This is a genomic window from Micromonospora sp. DT62 (genome assembly GCF_049847285.1).
GTDB classification, from domain to species: Bacteria; Actinomycetota; Actinomycetes; order Mycobacteriales; family Micromonosporaceae; genus Micromonospora; species Micromonospora reichwaldensis.
In genome coordinates this window covers 709411-725668 of sequence record NZ_JBNCOB010000001.1, presented here as the reverse complement: position 1 = coordinate 725668, position 16258 = coordinate 709411, and the positions used below count along the sequence as shown (strand labels likewise).

Sequence of the window (16258 nt, the reverse complement as noted above, 5' to 3'; positions counted from 1 at the left end):
AACTCAGATGACGACGACACTGCCCGCGTACGACGAGGTCGTCGCGCGCTACGAACCGGTGATCGGCCTGGAGACCCACGTCGAGCTGGGCACGAACACCAAGATGTTCTGCGGCTGCCCGACCGACTTCGGTGGCGAGCCGAACACCCGGGTCTGCCCGGTCTGCCTGGGCCTGCCCGGCTCCCTGCCGGTGGCGAACCGGGCGGCCATCGAGGCGACCATCCGGATCGGCCTGGCGCTGAACTGCTCGATCGCCGAGTGGTGCCGCTTCGCCCGGAAGAACTACTTCTACCCGGACATGCCGAAGGACTTCCAGATCAGCCAGTACGACGAGCCGCTGTGCTTCGAGGGCTACCTGGACGTCGAGGTGAACGGCGAGCTGGTGCGCATCGGCATCGAGCGGGTGCACCTGGAGGAGGACACCGGCAAGACGCTGCACGTCGGCGGCGCCACCGGTCGCATCCACGGCGCCACCGAGTCGCTGGTCGACTACAACCGGGCCGGCATCCCGCTGGTGGAGATCGTCACCAAGCCGGTCCCCGGCACCGGTGCGCTGGCCCCCGAGGTGGCCCGCGCGTACGTCACGGAGCTGCGCGACGTGCTCCGCTCGCTGGGCGTCTCCGACGTGCGGATGGAGGAGGGGTCGCTGCGCTGCGACGTGAACACCTCCCTCAACCTGCCCGGTGAGGAGTGGGGCACCCGGACGGAGACCAAGAACGTCAACTCGCTGCGGTCGGTCGAGCGGGCGGTCCGGTCGGAGATCATCCGGCAGGCGTCCGTCCTCGACGCGGGCGGCCGGATCACCCAGGAGACCCGGCACTTCCACGAGGACACCGGCGACACCACGCCGGGCCGGTCCAAGGAGACCGCGACCGACTACCGGTACTTCCCGGAGCCGGACCTGGTGCCGCTGGCGCCGGACACCGCCTGGGTCGCCGAGCTGAAGGCCGCCCTGCCCGAGCTGCCCCGGCTGCACCGCCGGCGGCTCCAGGAGCAGTGGGGTCTCTCCGACGCGGACATGCAGTCGGTGCTCAACGCCGGTGCCGTCGAGCTGATCGAGGCCACGGTCGCGGCCGGCGCCACCCCGGCCGCCGCCCGCAAGTGGTGGCTGGGCGAGCTGTCGCGGCGGGCCAACGAGACCGGCGTGGAGCTGGCCGACATCGGGGCCACCCCGGCGCAGGTCGCCGAGCTCCAGCGCCTGGTCGACGCCGGCAAGCTCAACGACAAGCTGGCCCGTACCGTCCTGGAGGGCGTGGTGGCCGGCGAGGGCTCGCCGACGCAGATCATGACCAACCGGGGCCTGGAGGTCGTCTCCGACACGGGCGCGCTCACCGCCGCCGTGGACGAGGCGATCGCCGCCAACCCCGACATCGCCGACAAGATCCGCAGTGGCAAGGTCGCCGCGGCGGGAGCCCTGGTCGGCGCGGTCATGAAGACCACCCGCGGCCAGGCCGACGCCAAGACCGTCCGTGAGCTGATCCTGGCGCGCCTCGGCGCCTGACCTGAAAGGAAGGGCACCTTCCTGACGTTTTCCGTACAGGTAAGGTGCCCTTCCTGACACCTGAGCCGCCGCGTGCGTCCGTCGTGCGCGGCGGCTGTGCACGTCGCGCCGCCCGCCCGCCCCCGACCGGCCGTCAACGGTGACTGCCGGACCCCTGGAGTCGACCGTGAACCGTACCGACCTCGACGTCCTCGACGAGATCCAGCAGCGGGTGCTCTGGCTCGCGACCCGGATCGTGGACGCGGCCAACCACGACCGGGACACCGGCGACGGGGTGAAGGTCGGCGGGCACCAGGCGTCCAGCGCCTCGCTGGTCACCGCCATGACGGCGCTGTGGTTCGCGCACCTGGACGCCGAGGACCGGGTGGCGGTCAAGCCGCACGCCTCGCCGGTCTTCCACGCCATCCAGTACCTGCTGGGCAACCTCGACCGCTCCTACCTGACGAGACTGCGCGCCCGGGGCGGGCTCCAGTCGTACCCGTCGCGGACCAAGGACCCGGACGAGGTCGACTTCTCCACCGGCTCCGTCGGGCTCGGCGCGGCGGCGCCGCTGTTCGCCGCCGCGACGCGTCGTTACGTCGACGCGCACTTTGGCGCCCGCCCGCACTCCCGGTTCGTCGCGCTGATCGGCGACGCCGAGCTGGACGAGGGCAACATCTGGGAGGCCGTCGCCGACCCGGCCACCACCGGGCTGGGCAACGTGACGTGGCTGGTCGACTTCAACCGGCAGTCGCTCGACCGGGTGGTGCCGGGGGTGCGGATCAACCAGTGGCGGGGCCAGTTCGAGGCCGCCGGCTGGCACGTGGTGGAGGTCAAGTACGGCCGCCGGCTCGCCGAGGCGTACGCCCGGCCGGGCGGCGAGGCGCTGCGCGACTGGATCGACGCGATGCCCAACGAGCAGTACCAGTCGCTGTTCGGGCTCACCGGCGCGGCGCTGCGCAAGCAGTTCCTCGACGGCGCGCCGGACGGCATCGAGGCGTTCATCGCCGACGTCGGCGACGACGAGTTGGGGCCGCTCGTCACCGACCTGGGCGGGCACGACATGGCGGCGATGCTCGACGCGTACGCCCAGTGCGACGCGGTCACCGACCGGCCCAGCGTGGTCTTCGCGTACACCGTGAAGGGGTGGGGTCTGCCGATCGCCGGCAATCCGCGCAACCACTCGGCGCTGCTCACCGCCGAGCAGGTCGACGCGCTGCGCGCCGCGCACGGGCTGACGCGCGAGACCGAATGGGACCGCCTGGACCCGGCGTCGGAGGCCGGCATCCGGGCCGGCGAGCGCCGGGAGGCGCTGTCCCGCGCGCCCCGCGAGCGGGCGCTGGGCGTCACCGTTCCGGACACGACGCGGGTACGCGCGAACAAGCCGATCTCGACGCAGGAGGTCTTCGGCCGGGTGCTGGTCGAGCTGGCCCGCAACCCGGAGGTGGGCCGCTACCTGGTGACCACCGCGCCGGACGTGGCGACCTCCACCAACCTGGCCGGGTTCATCAACAAGACCGGCGTCTTCGCCCCGACCGAGCAGCGCTCCTGGACCGAGGACCGGATGCTGCGCTGGACGGAGAGCCCCGCCGGGCAGCACATCGAGCTGGGCATCTCGGAGATGAACCTGTTCCTGTTGCTCGGGCAGCTCGGCCTCGCCTGGGACCTGTCGGCCCAGCCGCTGCTGCCGGTCGGCACGGTCTACGACCCGTTCGTGCTGCGTGGCCTGGACGCGTTCCTCTACGGCACCTACTCCGGCTCCCGGTTCGTGGTCGCCGGCACCCCGTCGGGCATCACGCTCGCCCCGGAGGGCGGCGCCCACCAGTCGACCATCACCGCCTCGGTGGGCCTGGAGCTGCCCGGGGTGACGTTCCTCGAACCCGCGTACGCGGCCACCCTGGACTGGCTGCTCTGCGACGCGCTGGGCCAGATCGCCGGCGGGGCCACCCCGTCGACGACCGCCGCTCCGGCCGAGGACGGGGCGTACTACTTCCGGCTCAGCACCCGCCCGATCGACCAGGCGCCCTTCGAGGCGGCGCGGGCCCGGCTCGGCGACGCGGTGCTGCGCCGGCAGGCGGTCGCCGGGGCGTACCGGCTGGTGGACGCCCACGAGGCGTATCCGCACCTGGCCGACGCCCCGGTGGTGCAGCTCGCCGCCTCCGGCGCGGTGCTGCCCGAGGTGCTCGCCGCGGCGGCGGAACTGGCCGAGGAGGGCATCGCCGCGCACGTCGTCGACGTCACCTCGCTGGACCGGCTCTACCGGGCCTGGCAGCGCACCCTGCGCCAGGGCGTACGCACGGCCACCGTGCCGAGCGTGCCGGGCGCGCTGCGTTCGGCGTTCGTCGACCGGGTGCCGGTGGTGACGGTGCACGACGCCGCCTCGCACGCCATGGCCTGGCTCGGCTCGGCGCTCGCCGCTCCGGCGGTGCCGCTGGGCGTGGACGAGTTCGGCCAGTCCGGCAGCGTCCACGAGCTGTACGACCTGCACGACCTGCTGCCTGGCAGCATCGTCAACGCCGCCCTCGCGGCCCTGTCCCTGCGCTGACCCGCGCTGACCCGCGCTGACCCGCGCTGACCCGCGCTGACCCGCGCTGACCGCAGGAGCCTGTCGTGGGCTGCGGCTGCGGGGGTCGGCGGCTGCGGGTGGACGGCGGCGGCTGGGCAGGCCTGCCGGCATGGGCGCAGAGCGCGGCCGGGACCCGGGACCTGGACCCAGGACCCGGACCCCAGCCCAATGGCTGCGGGACGCTCGTGCCATCGCCGAGCAGCGTCTTGGCCTCCTACGGTCATCCGGCGTAGGACCAGCCGGCGATCCGGGACCCAGTTACCGAGAGTGATTCGAGCGCTGCGTGACGGAGCGTGACGGTGGGCGAGAGGCGTGGCAGTGCCTGCCTGCGCCCTTTGCTCTGCAGCCATGGACGCACCAGGCCCCCTGACCAGCCAGGGCGTCCAGCGCGCCCCGGGGAAGCTGACAGCGGATCGTTACGGCAAGTTACTGGTGCATCCGTGGCTGCAGAGCAAAGCGTCCGAGGGCGTGGTCTGTCCCGAACGGGTGCCGCTTACTTAACGTGACGGCCGCAGGTGGCGGACGCAGCGTGGTGGCGGCCAGGACGACCGCTCGACACTCGGGGACCAAGGCCGGCACGATCAGGGGCAGGGCAGGGCAGGGCAGCCGGAGGCACGGGGGTCAGGCGGGGCGATCACACACGGCGTTCAGGGCGTGCCGGGTCGGCACGGCGGCGGTCAGCGGGTCGGGGTGGGGGTGACCGGGACGGGAGCACCGGCCTTCGGGTCCTCCACGACGTGCCGCTCCAGGTTCACCTGCGCCTGCCCCGTGCCGCCGACGGTGATGTCGTCGTACGCCTGGAGCAGCTTGTCCTTGTCGAAGTAGAGCACCGTCATCGACAGCGGGGTGGGCTTCTCGCCCTCCAGGCCGCGCAGGCCGGCACCGCCCGTGGACCCCTGCACCATCAGCTGGGTGGGTCCCTTCCCGGGCACCTCGGGCAGCTTCGAGACCTGCCGGGCGTGGGTGTGCCCGGCGAGCACCAGCGGGCACGCGCCCGACAGGGGACCGGCGGAGGCCGGGTCGTGCACCAGCGCGATGTTCACCGGGCGCGGCGAGCTGCGTACCGTGGCCGCGAGCTGGTCGCCGACGCCGATGAGCTGGTCCGCGGTCTGCTGGGTGAGTCCGCTGCCCGCCGGCGAGGTGTTCTTGTCGGGGGTGAAGCGCGGATCGCCGATCCCGGCGATGGTCAGCCCCGCAACCGTGGTGGTCGTGTTGCTCAGCACGATCGCGTTCGGCTGGCGGGCCACGGCCGCCGCGGTCCGCCCCGAGTCGTGGTTACCCCGGATGTAGACGTACGGCTTCCTGAGCAGGCCGATCGAGCCGACGTACGAGGCCTCCGGCTCGGAGCCCCAGTCGGTGATGTCCCCGGTGTCGATCACCACGTCGATGCCGAACTGCTCGACGACGGTGCGGATGAGCTGCCAGCCGGTCGGGTTGAGGTGCATGTCGGAGACGTGCAGTACGCGGGTCGTGCCGGGGGCGGGCTCGTAGACCGGCAGCGACGACACGGTGGTGTAGAGCTGGCTGACGTTGCCGACGATGCGCTGGAGCTGCTCGGCGTAGCGGGTGTAGTCGTTCGCGATCCGCCGGGCGTCACCGACGATCGCGGGGGCGTTGACCAGCAGCCCCTCGTAGCGTGGCTCCTCGATCGACTCCGGCCGGATCGTGGCCGCGGCGGTGCCGAGGCTGGCGGCGGTGATCACCAGCGCAAGCCCGCCCGCCCAGGCCGCCCGGCGGGTGTCGCGGAAGAGCAGCAGCGCCAACAGCAGGGTGACCAGCACCGTCGAGGCGAGCGTCCGCAGGCCGAGACGCAGCACGCCCTCGCGGACGTCGTCGACGGCCGACTGGCTGGCCCGGTTGATGCTCGCCGGATCGTCGAGCAGCGCCTCCGTGCGGCTCTGGTCCAGCGCGCCCAGTTCCACCGTCAGGTGGGTCGGCCCGTCGTGGCTGTCGAGCAGCAGCGCGCCCAGCGGCGGGATGTCGACGGTGGTGCCGCCGCCCCACGCCGGGGCGACCGAGAGGTCGGCCTGGAACGGGCCGATGTCGGTGCTGACCCGTCCGCCGGCGAGCACGCCGATCACCACGCCGACCAGGGCGACGACGAGGACCGCCAGGGTCCACCCGGTCGCGCGGAGGGCTCGCCGACCGGTCCGGTCGGCACCGCCCCGCCGGGGCGCCGGGCGCGGGGCAGGACCGGTCACCGGGACGTCCTCGTCCCGGTTCCCGTGCTGTTCGTTCTCCTGGCCGTCCATGGTGAGATTCTGACCTGCCCACTGAAGGATCTTGGAAAACCTCGACGAGCCGGTGCGTCAGCTCCGGCCGGCCCCGCCGCCCGCGAAGACCAGCCGCAGCAGCCGGTCGTCCTCGGGTTGTGGCTGGCCCCGCCCGTCGTGGTTCGAGGTGCTCACCCAGATCGAGCCGTCGGGAGCGGCGGCCACGGCACGCAGCCGCCCGAAGCGGTCGGTCAGCAGCTCGCGCGGCTGGCCGAGCACGGTGCCGGTGTCGGTCAGCTCGACCAGCCAGAGTCGCTTGCCGCGCAGGCACGCGGTGACGAGCAGCCGGTCCACGGCGGTGAGCCCGGAGCAGGACGCGTCCGACGTCGGCCACTGGGCGACGGGGTTGACGAAGCGCTTGTCGTCGCCGCGCCCCTCGACCGTGGGCCACCCGTAGTTGCGCCCCTTGGTGACCTGGTTGATCTCGTCCCAGGTGTTCTGGCCGAACTCCACGGCGTACATCCGCTTGCCGGCGTCCCAGGCGATGCCCTGGACGTTGCGGTGGCCCAGCGACCACACGGGGGAGTTCGGGAACGGGTTGCCGGGCGCCGGCTTGCCGTCCTTCGTGATCCGCAGGATCTTGCCGCCGAGGCGCTTGACGTCCTGCGCCTGCGGCCGGTCGCCGGCGTCGCCGGTGCTCGCGTAGAGCAGGCCGTCCGGGCCGAAGGCCAGGCCGCCACCGTTGTGGATGCCGGCCTTGGGGATGCCGGTGAGGATCGGGGCCGGCGTGCCGCCCAGCTCCAGCCGGGCGATCCGGTTGTCCCGCTCGGTCGTGTAGTAGACGAAGACCGACTTGTCGCGCTGGTAGTCGGGCGAGACGGCGATGCCCATCAGCCCGCCCTCGCCGGAGGCCGCCACGTCGGCGATGGTCTGCACCGGGGTGACCTTCAGCCCGTCCGGCCCGGACTCGGGGCCGACCCGCAGGATGCGGCCGTTGTCGCGCTCGGTGACCAGCGCGGTGCCGTCGGGCAGGAAGGCGATCGCCCACGGTACCCGCAGGCCCTTGGCCAGCACGGTGGTGACGACCTCCTGGCCGGCGCCGCCGGGGCTCGCCGTCGCCGACGGCGTCGGGAAGGTCGGCGGCTCACCGGCCGGATCGGGCTCCGGCTCGCCGAGGCTGCAACCGGCGGTCGCCAGCAGCAGCGCCGCGCACGAGGCCGCCAGGGCCGTCCGGAGACGGTGGGTGCGGGGGTACGGGGGACGGGCGCTCACCCGGCCCAGGGTAGCCCGCCGAAACGTCCCACCGGGGTCGACGGATCGGACCGACTTCGTGGGGCGGTTCAGATCGCCCGGACGGCCAGCAGCGCGACGTCGTCCTCCCGGTGGGGCGCGGCGGTCAACAGCAGGTCGCAGAACTCGCCCAGCGGCAGCCGGTCCGTCCCGCCCAGCCGGCCGATGAGCTCGGTCATCCCCTCGTCGATGGACCGGTCCCGCCGCTCGATGAGGCCGTCCGTGTAGAGCAGCAGGGTGTCACCGGTGGCCAGGTGGGCGTTCCGGCTGGTCCGCCGCACCGGACGGTTCAGCCCGAGCAGCGGTTCCGGCGTCCCGGCGAGCACCTCCACCGTGCCGCCGGCCCGGACCACGAGCGGCGCGGGGTGGCCGGCGTTGCACCAGGTGACCCGCTGGCCACCGGCGTCGTCGGCGTGCAGCCGCACCAGGGTCGCGGTGGCCGCGGCGGGGATGCGCAACCCGCGGATCGTCTCGTCCAGGCGGCTCATCAGCTCACCGACCGCGTCGGGCCGGCCGTACGCGTTGCCCCGGACGAGGTTGCGCAGCTGTCCCATGGTCGCGGCGGCCTCGATGTCGTGCCCGGCCACGTCGCCGATCGCCGCGATCAGCTCCCCGCCGGGCTGACGGAAGGCGTCGTACCAGTCGCCGCCGACCTCGACCCGGTCCGCCGCCGGCTGGTAGCGGGCGGCCAGTTCGAGGTCGTCGGTGACGGGCAGGTCCGGCAGCATGCTGTGTTGCAGCACGTGCGCCACGTGCCGCTGTTCGCCGTACATCCGGCTGTTGCCGATCGCCTGACCGGCCCGGCGGCCGATGTCCTTGGCGATGAGCAGGTCGCTGTCGTCGAAGTCGCGCCGCTGCGGGCCGTTGATCAGGGTGATGCAGCCCAGCACCCGCCCGGCGTCGGTGATCGGCACGCTGAGGTGCGAGGAGAAGCCGAGGCGGGCGGCGAGTTCCGGCATCTCCGGGCCGATCGCGCCCCGGCGCACGTCGTCGAGGGTCGCCGCGGGGGCCAGTACGGGCCGGCCGGTGCGCAGCACCGCCCGGGTGATCGAGTCGGGGCTCAACCCCGTGCGCATCAGCTCGGCGAAGCGGGCGACGTCCGGGGCGCGGGACGGGTCGCGGTGTGCGGCGGTCACGTCGCGTGGCGCCCCGTCGGGCCCGACCAGGGTCACCAGCAACCAGTCGGCCAGCAGCGGCACCATCGTGTCGCGCAGGTGGCGCAGCGCGGTGGCCACGTCGAGCGTCCCGGCCAGGGTCCCCGCCAGCCCGGCCAGCAGCTCCAGCCGCCCGTTGGCCTCCTCCGCGCGCCGCCGGGCCTGCTCGGCGCCCTCGAGCGCGATCCGCAGCCGCAGCTCCGAGGAGCAGGCGGCGGCCAGGTCGGCGAGCGTCCGCAGCTGCTCGGCGGTCCAGTCGCGCGGCTTGTCGTCGATCGCGCAGAGCGACCCGAGGACGTGCCCCTCCAGATCGGTCAGCGGCATCCCGGCGTACGCCACCACGCCCAACTCGGGCACGGCGAGGTTGTCGCGTAGGGCGGGATGGAGCCGGGCGTCCGGCAGCAGCATCGGGGTGCCGAGGTTGACGACGTGCTGGCAGAACGAGTGGCTCAGCGGGGTCTGCCGCCGGTCGGCCCACGGCCGGGCCAGTCCCACCTCGCCGGGGAAGAACTGGCGTTCGGCGTCGACCAGGGAGACCAGCGCGACCGGCACGTCGAGCAGGTCCCCGACCAGCCGGGCGAACCGGTCGAACGCCTCGTCGGGGGCGGCCGTCAGCCGGGTCTCGGCGAGGGAGCGCAGCCGATCGGGATCGCGGAGCGCCGGAATCGGATCGGCACGCTCCGAGGCGTCGTCGCGGGAGCCTTCGATCATCGACCACCTGTCCGTGCCGGTGGAGGCCGACCGGCACTCCGGTCCCCACTTATACCCCCTCCGGACCGGAATCGACGCGGTCGCCGGACCGTCGCCCTGGTCACCTCGGCCACGTCGGGCGGGGCCCGACCGGGTGCCGGGAGTCGTCCCTGCCCGCCGGGCACCGCCGCCGGGGGCTATCGTCGGCGGGCGTGAAGGTATGGATCCCGCACCAGGCCGGCCGGACGCTCCTCGGTGAACTGCCGCCGGAGGTCACGGTCGAGGTGGCCGAGGACGTCTCCCGGCTCCCCTCGGAGGCCGCCGGCGTCCGGTTCTGGGTGCCGCCCTTCCTGGCCGGCGGGGACGCCACCGCGCTGCTGGGCGAGCTGCCCGACCTGGCGGTGGTGCAGCTCCTCTCCGCCGGGGCGGACGCGTGGGCCGGCCGGGTCCCGCCCGGCGTGACGCTCTGCGACGCCAGGGGAGTGCACGACCCGTCGACCGCCGAGTGGGTGGTCGCGGCGATCCTGTCCCAGCTGCGCGCCTTCCCCGCCCTCGCCCGGGCGCAGGCCCGGCGCGACTGGGCGTACGACGAGGTGGCCCCCACCGACGAGCTGACCGGCAAGCGGGTGCTGATCGTCGGGGCGGGCTCGATCGGCACGGCGGTACGCGACCGGCTCGCGCCGTTCGAGGTGAGCTTCACGCTGGTGGCCCGGACCGCCCGCCCGGAGCAGGGCGTGCACGGCGTGGCGGAGCTGCCGGGGCTGCTCGCCGAGGCCGACGTGGTGGTGCTGCTGGTGCCGCTGACCGAGCAGACCCGGGGGCTGGTGGACGAGAAGTTCCTCGCCGCCATGCGGGACGGCGCGCTGCTGGTCAACGCCGCCCGTGGGCCGGTGGCCCGGACGGAGGCGCTGGTCGCCGAGCTGCGTACCGGCCGGATCTCGGCCGCGCTGGACGTCACCGATCCCGAGCCGCTGCCCGCCGACCACGAGCTGTGGACGATGCCGAACGTGCTGCTCACCCCGCACGTGGCCGGATCGGTGCGCGGCCTGCTGCCGCGCGCGTACCGGCTGGTCGGCGACCAGGTCCGCCGGTTCGCCGCCGGCGAGCCGCTGATCAACACGGTGGTGGACGGCTACTGAGCGGTGCCGGCGCGAGGGTGCTCAGCCGGTCGCGTCGGGCAGGCTCTGGCCGGTGGCCGAGATCAGCCGGGGCAGGTCGGTGCCGCGTACGGCCGGCAGCGTGACGCGCTGGCCGTCGTCGAGTCGGGCGACCGCCCGGCCGCGCGGGTCGGCGGCCAGCTCGACGACCCGGTCCCAGCTGATCCGGCGCTGCCCGACCAGTGCCCGCAGGCGCAGCTCGCGGGCGTCCGCGTCGGTGCCGGCCCGCCACGCCCACACCGTGACGGCGAGCGGGACGAGCAGCACCGGCAGCAGGTACCACCGGGCGCCGGCCACCGGTAGGGCGCCGAAGAAGGCGACGATCGCGGCGGCCAGGATGGCCTGGTTGTGCCGGAAGTGGACGGTGTCGGAACTGCTCACCCCCCGATGATCCCACCCCCGCCGGCCCCGGTACGCGCCGGGCGGCACCGGGGCGGACCTGAGCATCAGTGACGGGGATCACTGTCGACTCGGCGTCACCGACTTCGTGCCCGCTCGTTGGCGACTGATGGGCAGCGGACCAACCCCGGGTCCGCAGCCCCGCACCGTCGCACCGCCCGTGCCCCCTCACGAAGGCGACCGCCGTGCCCCTCGCGTACCCGCAACGCGCGTCCATCCCCCGTCCCGCACTGCCGGACACCCTCGTCCTCGCCGCCGTCGCGCTGCTCCTGCTCGCCGGCGCGGCCGGTCGGGTGCCCGCCCTGGCCGTCGTGGCGCTGGCCGGCGCGGCCAGCTGCGCCCTGGCCGGCGCGCGGCTCTCCCGGCTCACCGCCGTTCCGCCGCCGACCCCCGCACCGGTTCCCACCCGGTCCCGCGCCGCCCGCCGGCGTGCGGCACCGCCCCGACGCGTCGCCGTGCTGCTCGACGCCGCGGTGGTGACGGCGGGGCTCACCGCCGCCGTGCTCCCGCTCACCGACCCGGGCCAACGCTCCGCCGTCGTCGTGTCGGGGCTGGCCGCCTCCGCCGCGTTGTTCGTCGCAGGTCTGCCTCCGGCGGCGCGGCGGCCCCGCCCGTCCGCCCGGGTCCGGCTCCGTGGGGCCGTCGACGCGACCGCCGCCGGCCTGGGGCTGGTCCTCGCCGGCTGGCTGCTGCTGCCCCGCGACCCCCTCCACCCGCCGGTGCGGTTCGCCGTGGCCGTGACCCTGGGCGGGCTCGCGCTCGCCGTGCTCACGGTGCTGACCGGGCCGCACCGGCGGACCGGCGCGGCCCGCTGCCGGGGCGGGGCGGCGCTCACCCTGTCCGGGCTGGTGGTGCTGGCCGCCCTGGAGACGGGCACGGCACCGGAGCGGGCGGCGCTGGTGTCCGTACCCCCGCTGGTGGGTGGGGTGCTGCTGACGGCGGCGGGGGCGCGGCGGGCGACCCGTCCGGAGCCGGATCCGCCCGCCCCGCCGACCAGGGTGTGGCCCCGGGCCGTGGTCCCGGCCGCCGCGGCCGTGTCGGCCGTCGGGTGGCAGCTCCGCGACGGCGGGTCGCCGGACCTCACCGCGGTCCTGCTCGCCCTCGCGCTGGCCCCGCCGTTGGTGCTCCGCGACCTGCTCCGGGCGGACGACCCGGCGCAGCCGACCGGTCCCGGCGGCCCGCCGGCCGGGCACCGCCCGGCGGAGCCGGACCGGTCCGGCGCGCCCGTGGACCGGCCGGCGCTGCTGCGGGCCCTCGCCGCTCTCCGGGACGCGCCGGCCCCCGCCGGCGCGCTGCTCGTCGTCGACCTCGACGGACCCGGCCCCGCCTCCGACGGGCACGAGGGCCGCGAGGACGTGCTGGCCGAGGTGCTCCGCCGGGCCCGCGCGGTGGTCGGCCCCCGGGACCTGCTCGCGGACGTCACCGCCACCGGCTTCGCCGTGGTCACCGAGGTCGGGCCGGTGCTGGCGTACGCGCTGGGCACCCGGCTGCTCGCCGCGCTCACCGAGCCCTACCGCGCGGCGGGCGGCTCGCTGCGGCTGCGGGCCGGCATCGGGCTCGCCGAGATCGGCAACGGCGGCCCGGAGGACGTGCTGCGCCAGGCGGACCTGGCCCGGCGGCGGGCCGTGCAGCTCGGCCGGGACCGGGTCGAGTGGTACGACGCCTACCTGGAGGAGCAGCTCGTCCGCCGGCTCGACCTGGAACGGGAGCTGCCCGGGGCGGTCGCCCGGGGCGAGTTGGACCTCGTCTACCAGCCGGTGCTCGACCTGGCCGACCGGCAGCCGGTCGGCACGGAGGCGCTGCTGCGCTGGCGCAGCCCGGTGCTCGGCACGGTGCTTCCCGCCGAGTTCCTGCCGGTGGCCGAGGACCTCGACGTCGTGGGCGAGCTGGGCTGCTGGGTGCTGGACCGGGCCTGCCGGCAGCTCGCCACCTGGTCGGCGGGCGGCCGGCAGCTCTGGATGGCGGTGAACGTGACCGTCCGGGAACTGGCCTCCCCCGACTTCGTGCCGCGGACGGCGGCCGTGCTCGACGCGTACGGGTTGTCGCCCGACCGGCTGGTGGTCGAGGTGGCGGAGCCCCGGGTGGGTGCCGAGCTGCCGACGGTGGTGGCCCGGCTGGCCGGGCTGCGCTCGCTGGGCGTGCGCACCGCGCTGGACGACTTCCGGGCCGAGCACGCCTCGCTGGCGCAGCTCCGCCGGTTGCCGATCGACCTGCTCAAGGTCGGCCCGCAGCTGGTGGACCCGGCGGACCCGCAGCGCCCGCTGATCGACGTGGTGGTGAACGTGGGGGACCGGCTGGGGCTGGACATCGTGGCCGAGGAGCTGGAGTCGGCGAGCCTGGTCGACGGCGCGCGACGGGCCGGTTGCCGGTACGGGCAGGGCTTCGCGCTGGCCCGCCCGGCCACCGCCGAGCGGGTCGAGGCGTACTTCGAGGAGTTCCCGTCGGCCTCGCGCTGACCGGGGAGGGCCCGGCGGTGTCGGAGGCGGCCGTCCGGCCGTCCGGCCGCCCGACTCCGGCGTCACCGGGCGCCTACGGCTCCCGCCATCGCCTCGGCCGGGAGGTCGACGGGCGGGGCGCCCGGGTCGGCGCGGTCCGGCTCAGCTCGTGCGCGGCGGGGCCGTGCTGCCCCGGGGCGTGAGGTGGGCGGTCCCGTCCTGCACCTGCCGGGCCGGCGCGCCGCCGATCACCGCGAGCAGCTCCCGGGCGGCGAGCGCGCCGTACGCCGGGATGTCCCGGCCCAGCGCGGTCAGCGGCGGGTGCACCAGCTGGCAGAGCGGCGAGTCGTCCCAGGCCACGATGGACACCTCGCCCGGCACGGCGAGGCCCATCTCCTGGGCCACCGACAGCCCCGCTATCGCCATCACGTCGTTGTCGTAGATCACGGCGGTGGGGCGGCCGGCCGAGCTGAGCAGCCGCCGGGTGGCGCGCGCCCCCTCCTCGCCGGTGTAGTCCGACGGCACGGTGACCGCGTCGGCAAGGCCGAGCCGGCGGCACACCTGGGTGAACGCCTCGGTGCGGATCTCGGTGTGCAGCAGGGCGGGCAGCCCGCTGACGCGGGCGATCCGGCGGTGGCCCAGGGCGACCAGGTACTCCACGGTCTCCACCAGCGCCGCCGCGTCGTCGGACCAGACGCTGGCCAGCCCGCCGGTGCCGCCCGGGCCGCCGATGACCACCGCGGGCAGGCCCAGCTCCTCCAGCACCGGCACCCGGCGGTCGTCGGCGCGCAGGTCGCAGACGAGGACGCCGTCGACGCGGCGCTCGCCCCACCACCGGCGGTAGACCGCGACCTCCGCCTCCTGGTCGGCCACCACCTGGAGGGTGAGCGCGTACGACCGGGCGGAGAGTTCGGCCTCGACGCCGCTGATCAGCTCCATGAAGAACGGCTCGATGCCGAGCGTGCGGGCGGGGCGGCAGAGGGTGAGGCCGACCGCGTCGGCGGTGGCCCCGGAGAGGGAGCGGGCGGCGCGGCTCGGGTTGAAGCCGATCTCGGCGGCGATGGCGAGGATCCGCTGCCGGGTGGCCTCGGAGACCCCGGGCTGGCCGTTCAGCGCGTAGGAGACCGCCCCTTTGGACACCCCGGCGCGGCGGGCGACGTCGGCGATCGTGGGCCGCTTCACCGGCGTACTCCTCCACTCTCCCGCCCGGGCGGGTGTCACCACGAGGCCGGCGCGACCGGCGGCGGTCCACGCTACTGCACGGGCCCCGGGGAGGGCCGGCGCGACCGGTGCGCGGCGTCGGGCCGGCCGCCGGCTTTCCCGGTTAAGTGACGGGGCTCGGCCATGGGCTGTGCCCCCCACGCGCTTCCCGCCGTCTCACCGGAATGCGCACACCTCCCATGATCGCGCTCCCATGGCAGGCGACGATTGCCGCGAGACACCGATCGTGACTGACCGTTGACAGCGCCGGAGCCGCCTCGTACGGTGGCGGGACTTATCCGGTTCAGTCGACGACTCTCGATGTCGGGAGCGTTCCCATCTGGCGCGGAGGATGACATGAGACGGTCCTTGACGCACTGGGCCAGGACGGCCGCCGTCGGCGCGGTCAGCCTGGTCATGGTCGCGGCGTGCAGCGGCAACAGCGGAGGTGGCGGCGACTCCCAGGCGGGCGGCCAGGTCACCCTGAAGATCAACTTCTGGGGCGACTTCGGGCTCGACGAGCTCAAGACGAAGTACGAGGACGCCAACCCGAACGTCAAGATCAGCCTGAACACCGGCGAGTACAACGCCCAGCACGAGGACCTGCAGAAGAAGCTCGTCGCCGGCTCCGGCGCGCCGGACATCGCCGCCGTCGACGAGGGCTTCGTCGTCCAGTTCCGCGGCCAGGCCGACAAGTTCGTCAACCTGCTCGACAAGGGCGCTGGCACGTACGAGCAGAAGTACCTGCCGTGGAAGTGGAAGCAGACCCTGACGCCCGACGGCAAGACCCAGATCGGCCTCGGCACCGACGTCGGCGGCCTGGCCATGTGCTACCGCACCGACCTGTTCAAGGCCGCCGGCCTGCCCACCGCGCGCGACCAGGTCTCCGCGCTCTGGCCCACCTGGGACAGGTTCATCGAGGTCGGCCAGCAGTACACGGCCAAGAGCGGCAAGAAGTTCATCGACTCCGGCACCAACATCTTCAACCCCGTCCTCGGGCAGCAGCCGGTCGGCTTCTACGACGAGAGCGAGGCGCTCACGATGGACGGCGGCCCGAAGGTCGCCTTCGACGTGGCGGCCCGGACCATCGCCGCCGACCTCTCGGCCAACCTCACCGCGTTCTCCCCCGAGTGGAACAGCGGCTTCGTCAAGGGCAACTTTGCCGTCCTCGCCTGCCCGGCCTGGATGCAGGGGCACATCAAGAACACCGCCCCCGGCACCAGCGGCAAGTGGGACGTGGCCGCGATCCCCGGCGGCGGCGGCAACTGGGGCGGCTCGTTCCTGACCATCCCCAAGCAGGGCAGGAACGTCGACGAGGCGTACAAGTTCGTCGAGTGGCTGATCCAGCCCGAGCAGCAGATCGAGATCTTCAAGAAGGTCGGCAACCTGCCGTCCCAGCCGGCGCTCTACCAGGACCCGGCGATCAGGGACTTCACCAACCCCTTCTTCGGTGACGCCCCGGTCGGCCAGATCTTCTCCAGGACGGCGGAGAACCTGACCCCGCAGTACCTCGGCAAGCGCAACGGCCCGACCCGGGTGGCGGTGGAGAACGTCCTCAACCGGCTGGCCACCGGAAACCTGAAGGGCAAGCCCGACCAGGCGTGGACCGAGGCGGTCAAGGAAGCCGAGAAGGCCGCCAAGTCCTGACCGCCCGCCGGTCGGGGCGGGCCCGCG

Annotated in this window: 10 protein-coding genes; 5 read left to right on the top strand and 5 right to left on the bottom strand. The window is 74.4% G+C overall.

What is annotated here, in order from left to right:
* Window positions 1-7 precede the first annotated feature (7 nt).
* Window positions 8-1501 carry an Asp-tRNA(Asn)/Glu-tRNA(Gln) amidotransferase subunit GatB gene (gatB, locus tag ACPXCB_RS03265; RefSeq protein WP_425871992.1) on the top strand — a complete coding sequence of 498 codons (1494 nt, stop codon included), beginning with the start codon at window positions 8-10 and terminating at the stop codon, window positions 1499-1501.
* 166 nt (window positions 1502-1667) lie between these two features.
* Window positions 1668-4025 carry a transketolase-like TK C-terminal-containing protein gene (locus ACPXCB_RS03260; RefSeq protein ID WP_425871990.1) on the top strand — a complete coding sequence of 786 codons (2358 nt, stop codon included), beginning with the start codon at window positions 1668-1670 and terminating at the stop codon, window positions 4023-4025.
* A 698-nt stretch (window positions 4026-4723) separates the two neighbouring features.
* Here ACPXCB_RS03260 and ACPXCB_RS03255 read toward each other — a convergent pair.
* From ACPXCB_RS03255 to ACPXCB_RS03245, 3 genes are all read right to left on the bottom strand, one after another.
* On the bottom strand, window positions 4724-6298 hold the full coding sequence (locus ACPXCB_RS03255; protein ID WP_425871988.1) for a metallophosphoesterase: 1575 nt from the start codon (window positions 6296-6298) through the stop codon (window positions 4724-4726).
* Between the two features lie 57 nt (window positions 6299-6355).
* Window positions 6356-7531 (bottom strand): PQQ-dependent sugar dehydrogenase, encoded by a 1176-nt coding sequence (locus ACPXCB_RS03250; protein WP_425871986.1) that lies wholly within the window; start codon window positions 7529-7531, stop codon window positions 6356-6358.
* 68 nt (window positions 7532-7599) lie between these two features.
* Window positions 7600-9414: a SpoIIE family protein phosphatase gene (locus ACPXCB_RS03245; protein ID WP_425871985.1), complete on the bottom strand. Its 1815-nt coding sequence runs from the start codon at window positions 9412-9414 to the stop codon at window positions 7600-7602.
* A 191-nt stretch (window positions 9415-9605) separates the two neighbouring features.
* On the opposite strand from ACPXCB_RS03245, the gene ACPXCB_RS03240 reads away from it, so the two are divergent.
* A complete protein-coding gene (locus tag ACPXCB_RS03240) occupies window positions 9606-10532 on the top strand; it encodes a 2-hydroxyacid dehydrogenase (protein WP_425871983.1) in 927 nt (308 codons plus the stop codon).
* A gap of 21 nt (window positions 10533-10553) precedes the next feature.
* Here the strand turns inward: ACPXCB_RS03240 and ACPXCB_RS03235 are convergent, their stop codons facing one another.
* Window positions 10554-10931, bottom strand: coding sequence for a PH domain-containing protein (locus ACPXCB_RS03235; RefSeq protein ID WP_425871982.1), 378 nt, complete (start codon window positions 10929-10931; stop codon window positions 10554-10556).
* Window positions 10932-11134: 203 nt separating this feature from the next.
* On the opposite strand from ACPXCB_RS03235, the gene ACPXCB_RS03230 reads away from it, so the two are divergent.
* Window positions 11135-13405, top strand: coding sequence for an EAL domain-containing protein (locus ACPXCB_RS03230; RefSeq protein WP_425871980.1), 2271 nt, complete (start codon window positions 11135-11137; stop codon window positions 13403-13405).
* A gap of 141 nt (window positions 13406-13546) precedes the next feature.
* Here ACPXCB_RS03230 and ACPXCB_RS03225 read toward each other — a convergent pair whose 3' ends face one another.
* Window positions 13547-14566, bottom strand: a complete 1020-nt coding sequence (locus ACPXCB_RS03225) for a LacI family DNA-binding transcriptional regulator (RefSeq protein WP_425871978.1) — start codon at window positions 14564-14566, stop codon at window positions 13547-13549.
* A gap of 375 nt (window positions 14567-14941) precedes the next feature.
* On the opposite strand from ACPXCB_RS03225, the gene ACPXCB_RS03220 reads away from it, so the two are divergent.
* Complete coding sequence (locus ACPXCB_RS03220) at window positions 14942-16231, top strand: extracellular solute-binding protein (RefSeq protein WP_425871976.1); 1290 nt, start codon at window positions 14942-14944, stop codon at window positions 16229-16231.
* The last annotated feature ends 27 nt before the right edge of the window (window positions 16232-16258 follow it).

Coding starts and splice junctions, on each gene's coding strand:
- gatB (WP_425871992.1), top strand. CDS start 8: ATGACGACGACACTGCCCGCGTACGACGAGGTCGTCGCGCGCTACGAA.
- ACPXCB_RS03220 (WP_425871976.1), top strand. CDS start 14,942: ATGAGACGGTCCTTGACGCACTGGGCCAGGACGGCCGCCGTCGGCGCG.
- ACPXCB_RS03245 (WP_425871985.1), bottom strand. CDS start 9,414: ATGATCGAAGGCTCCCGCGACGACGCCTCGGAGCGTGCCGATCCGATT.
- ACPXCB_RS03255 (WP_425871988.1), bottom strand. CDS start 6,298: ATGGACGGCCAGGAGAACGAACAGCACGGGAACCGGGACGAGGACGTC.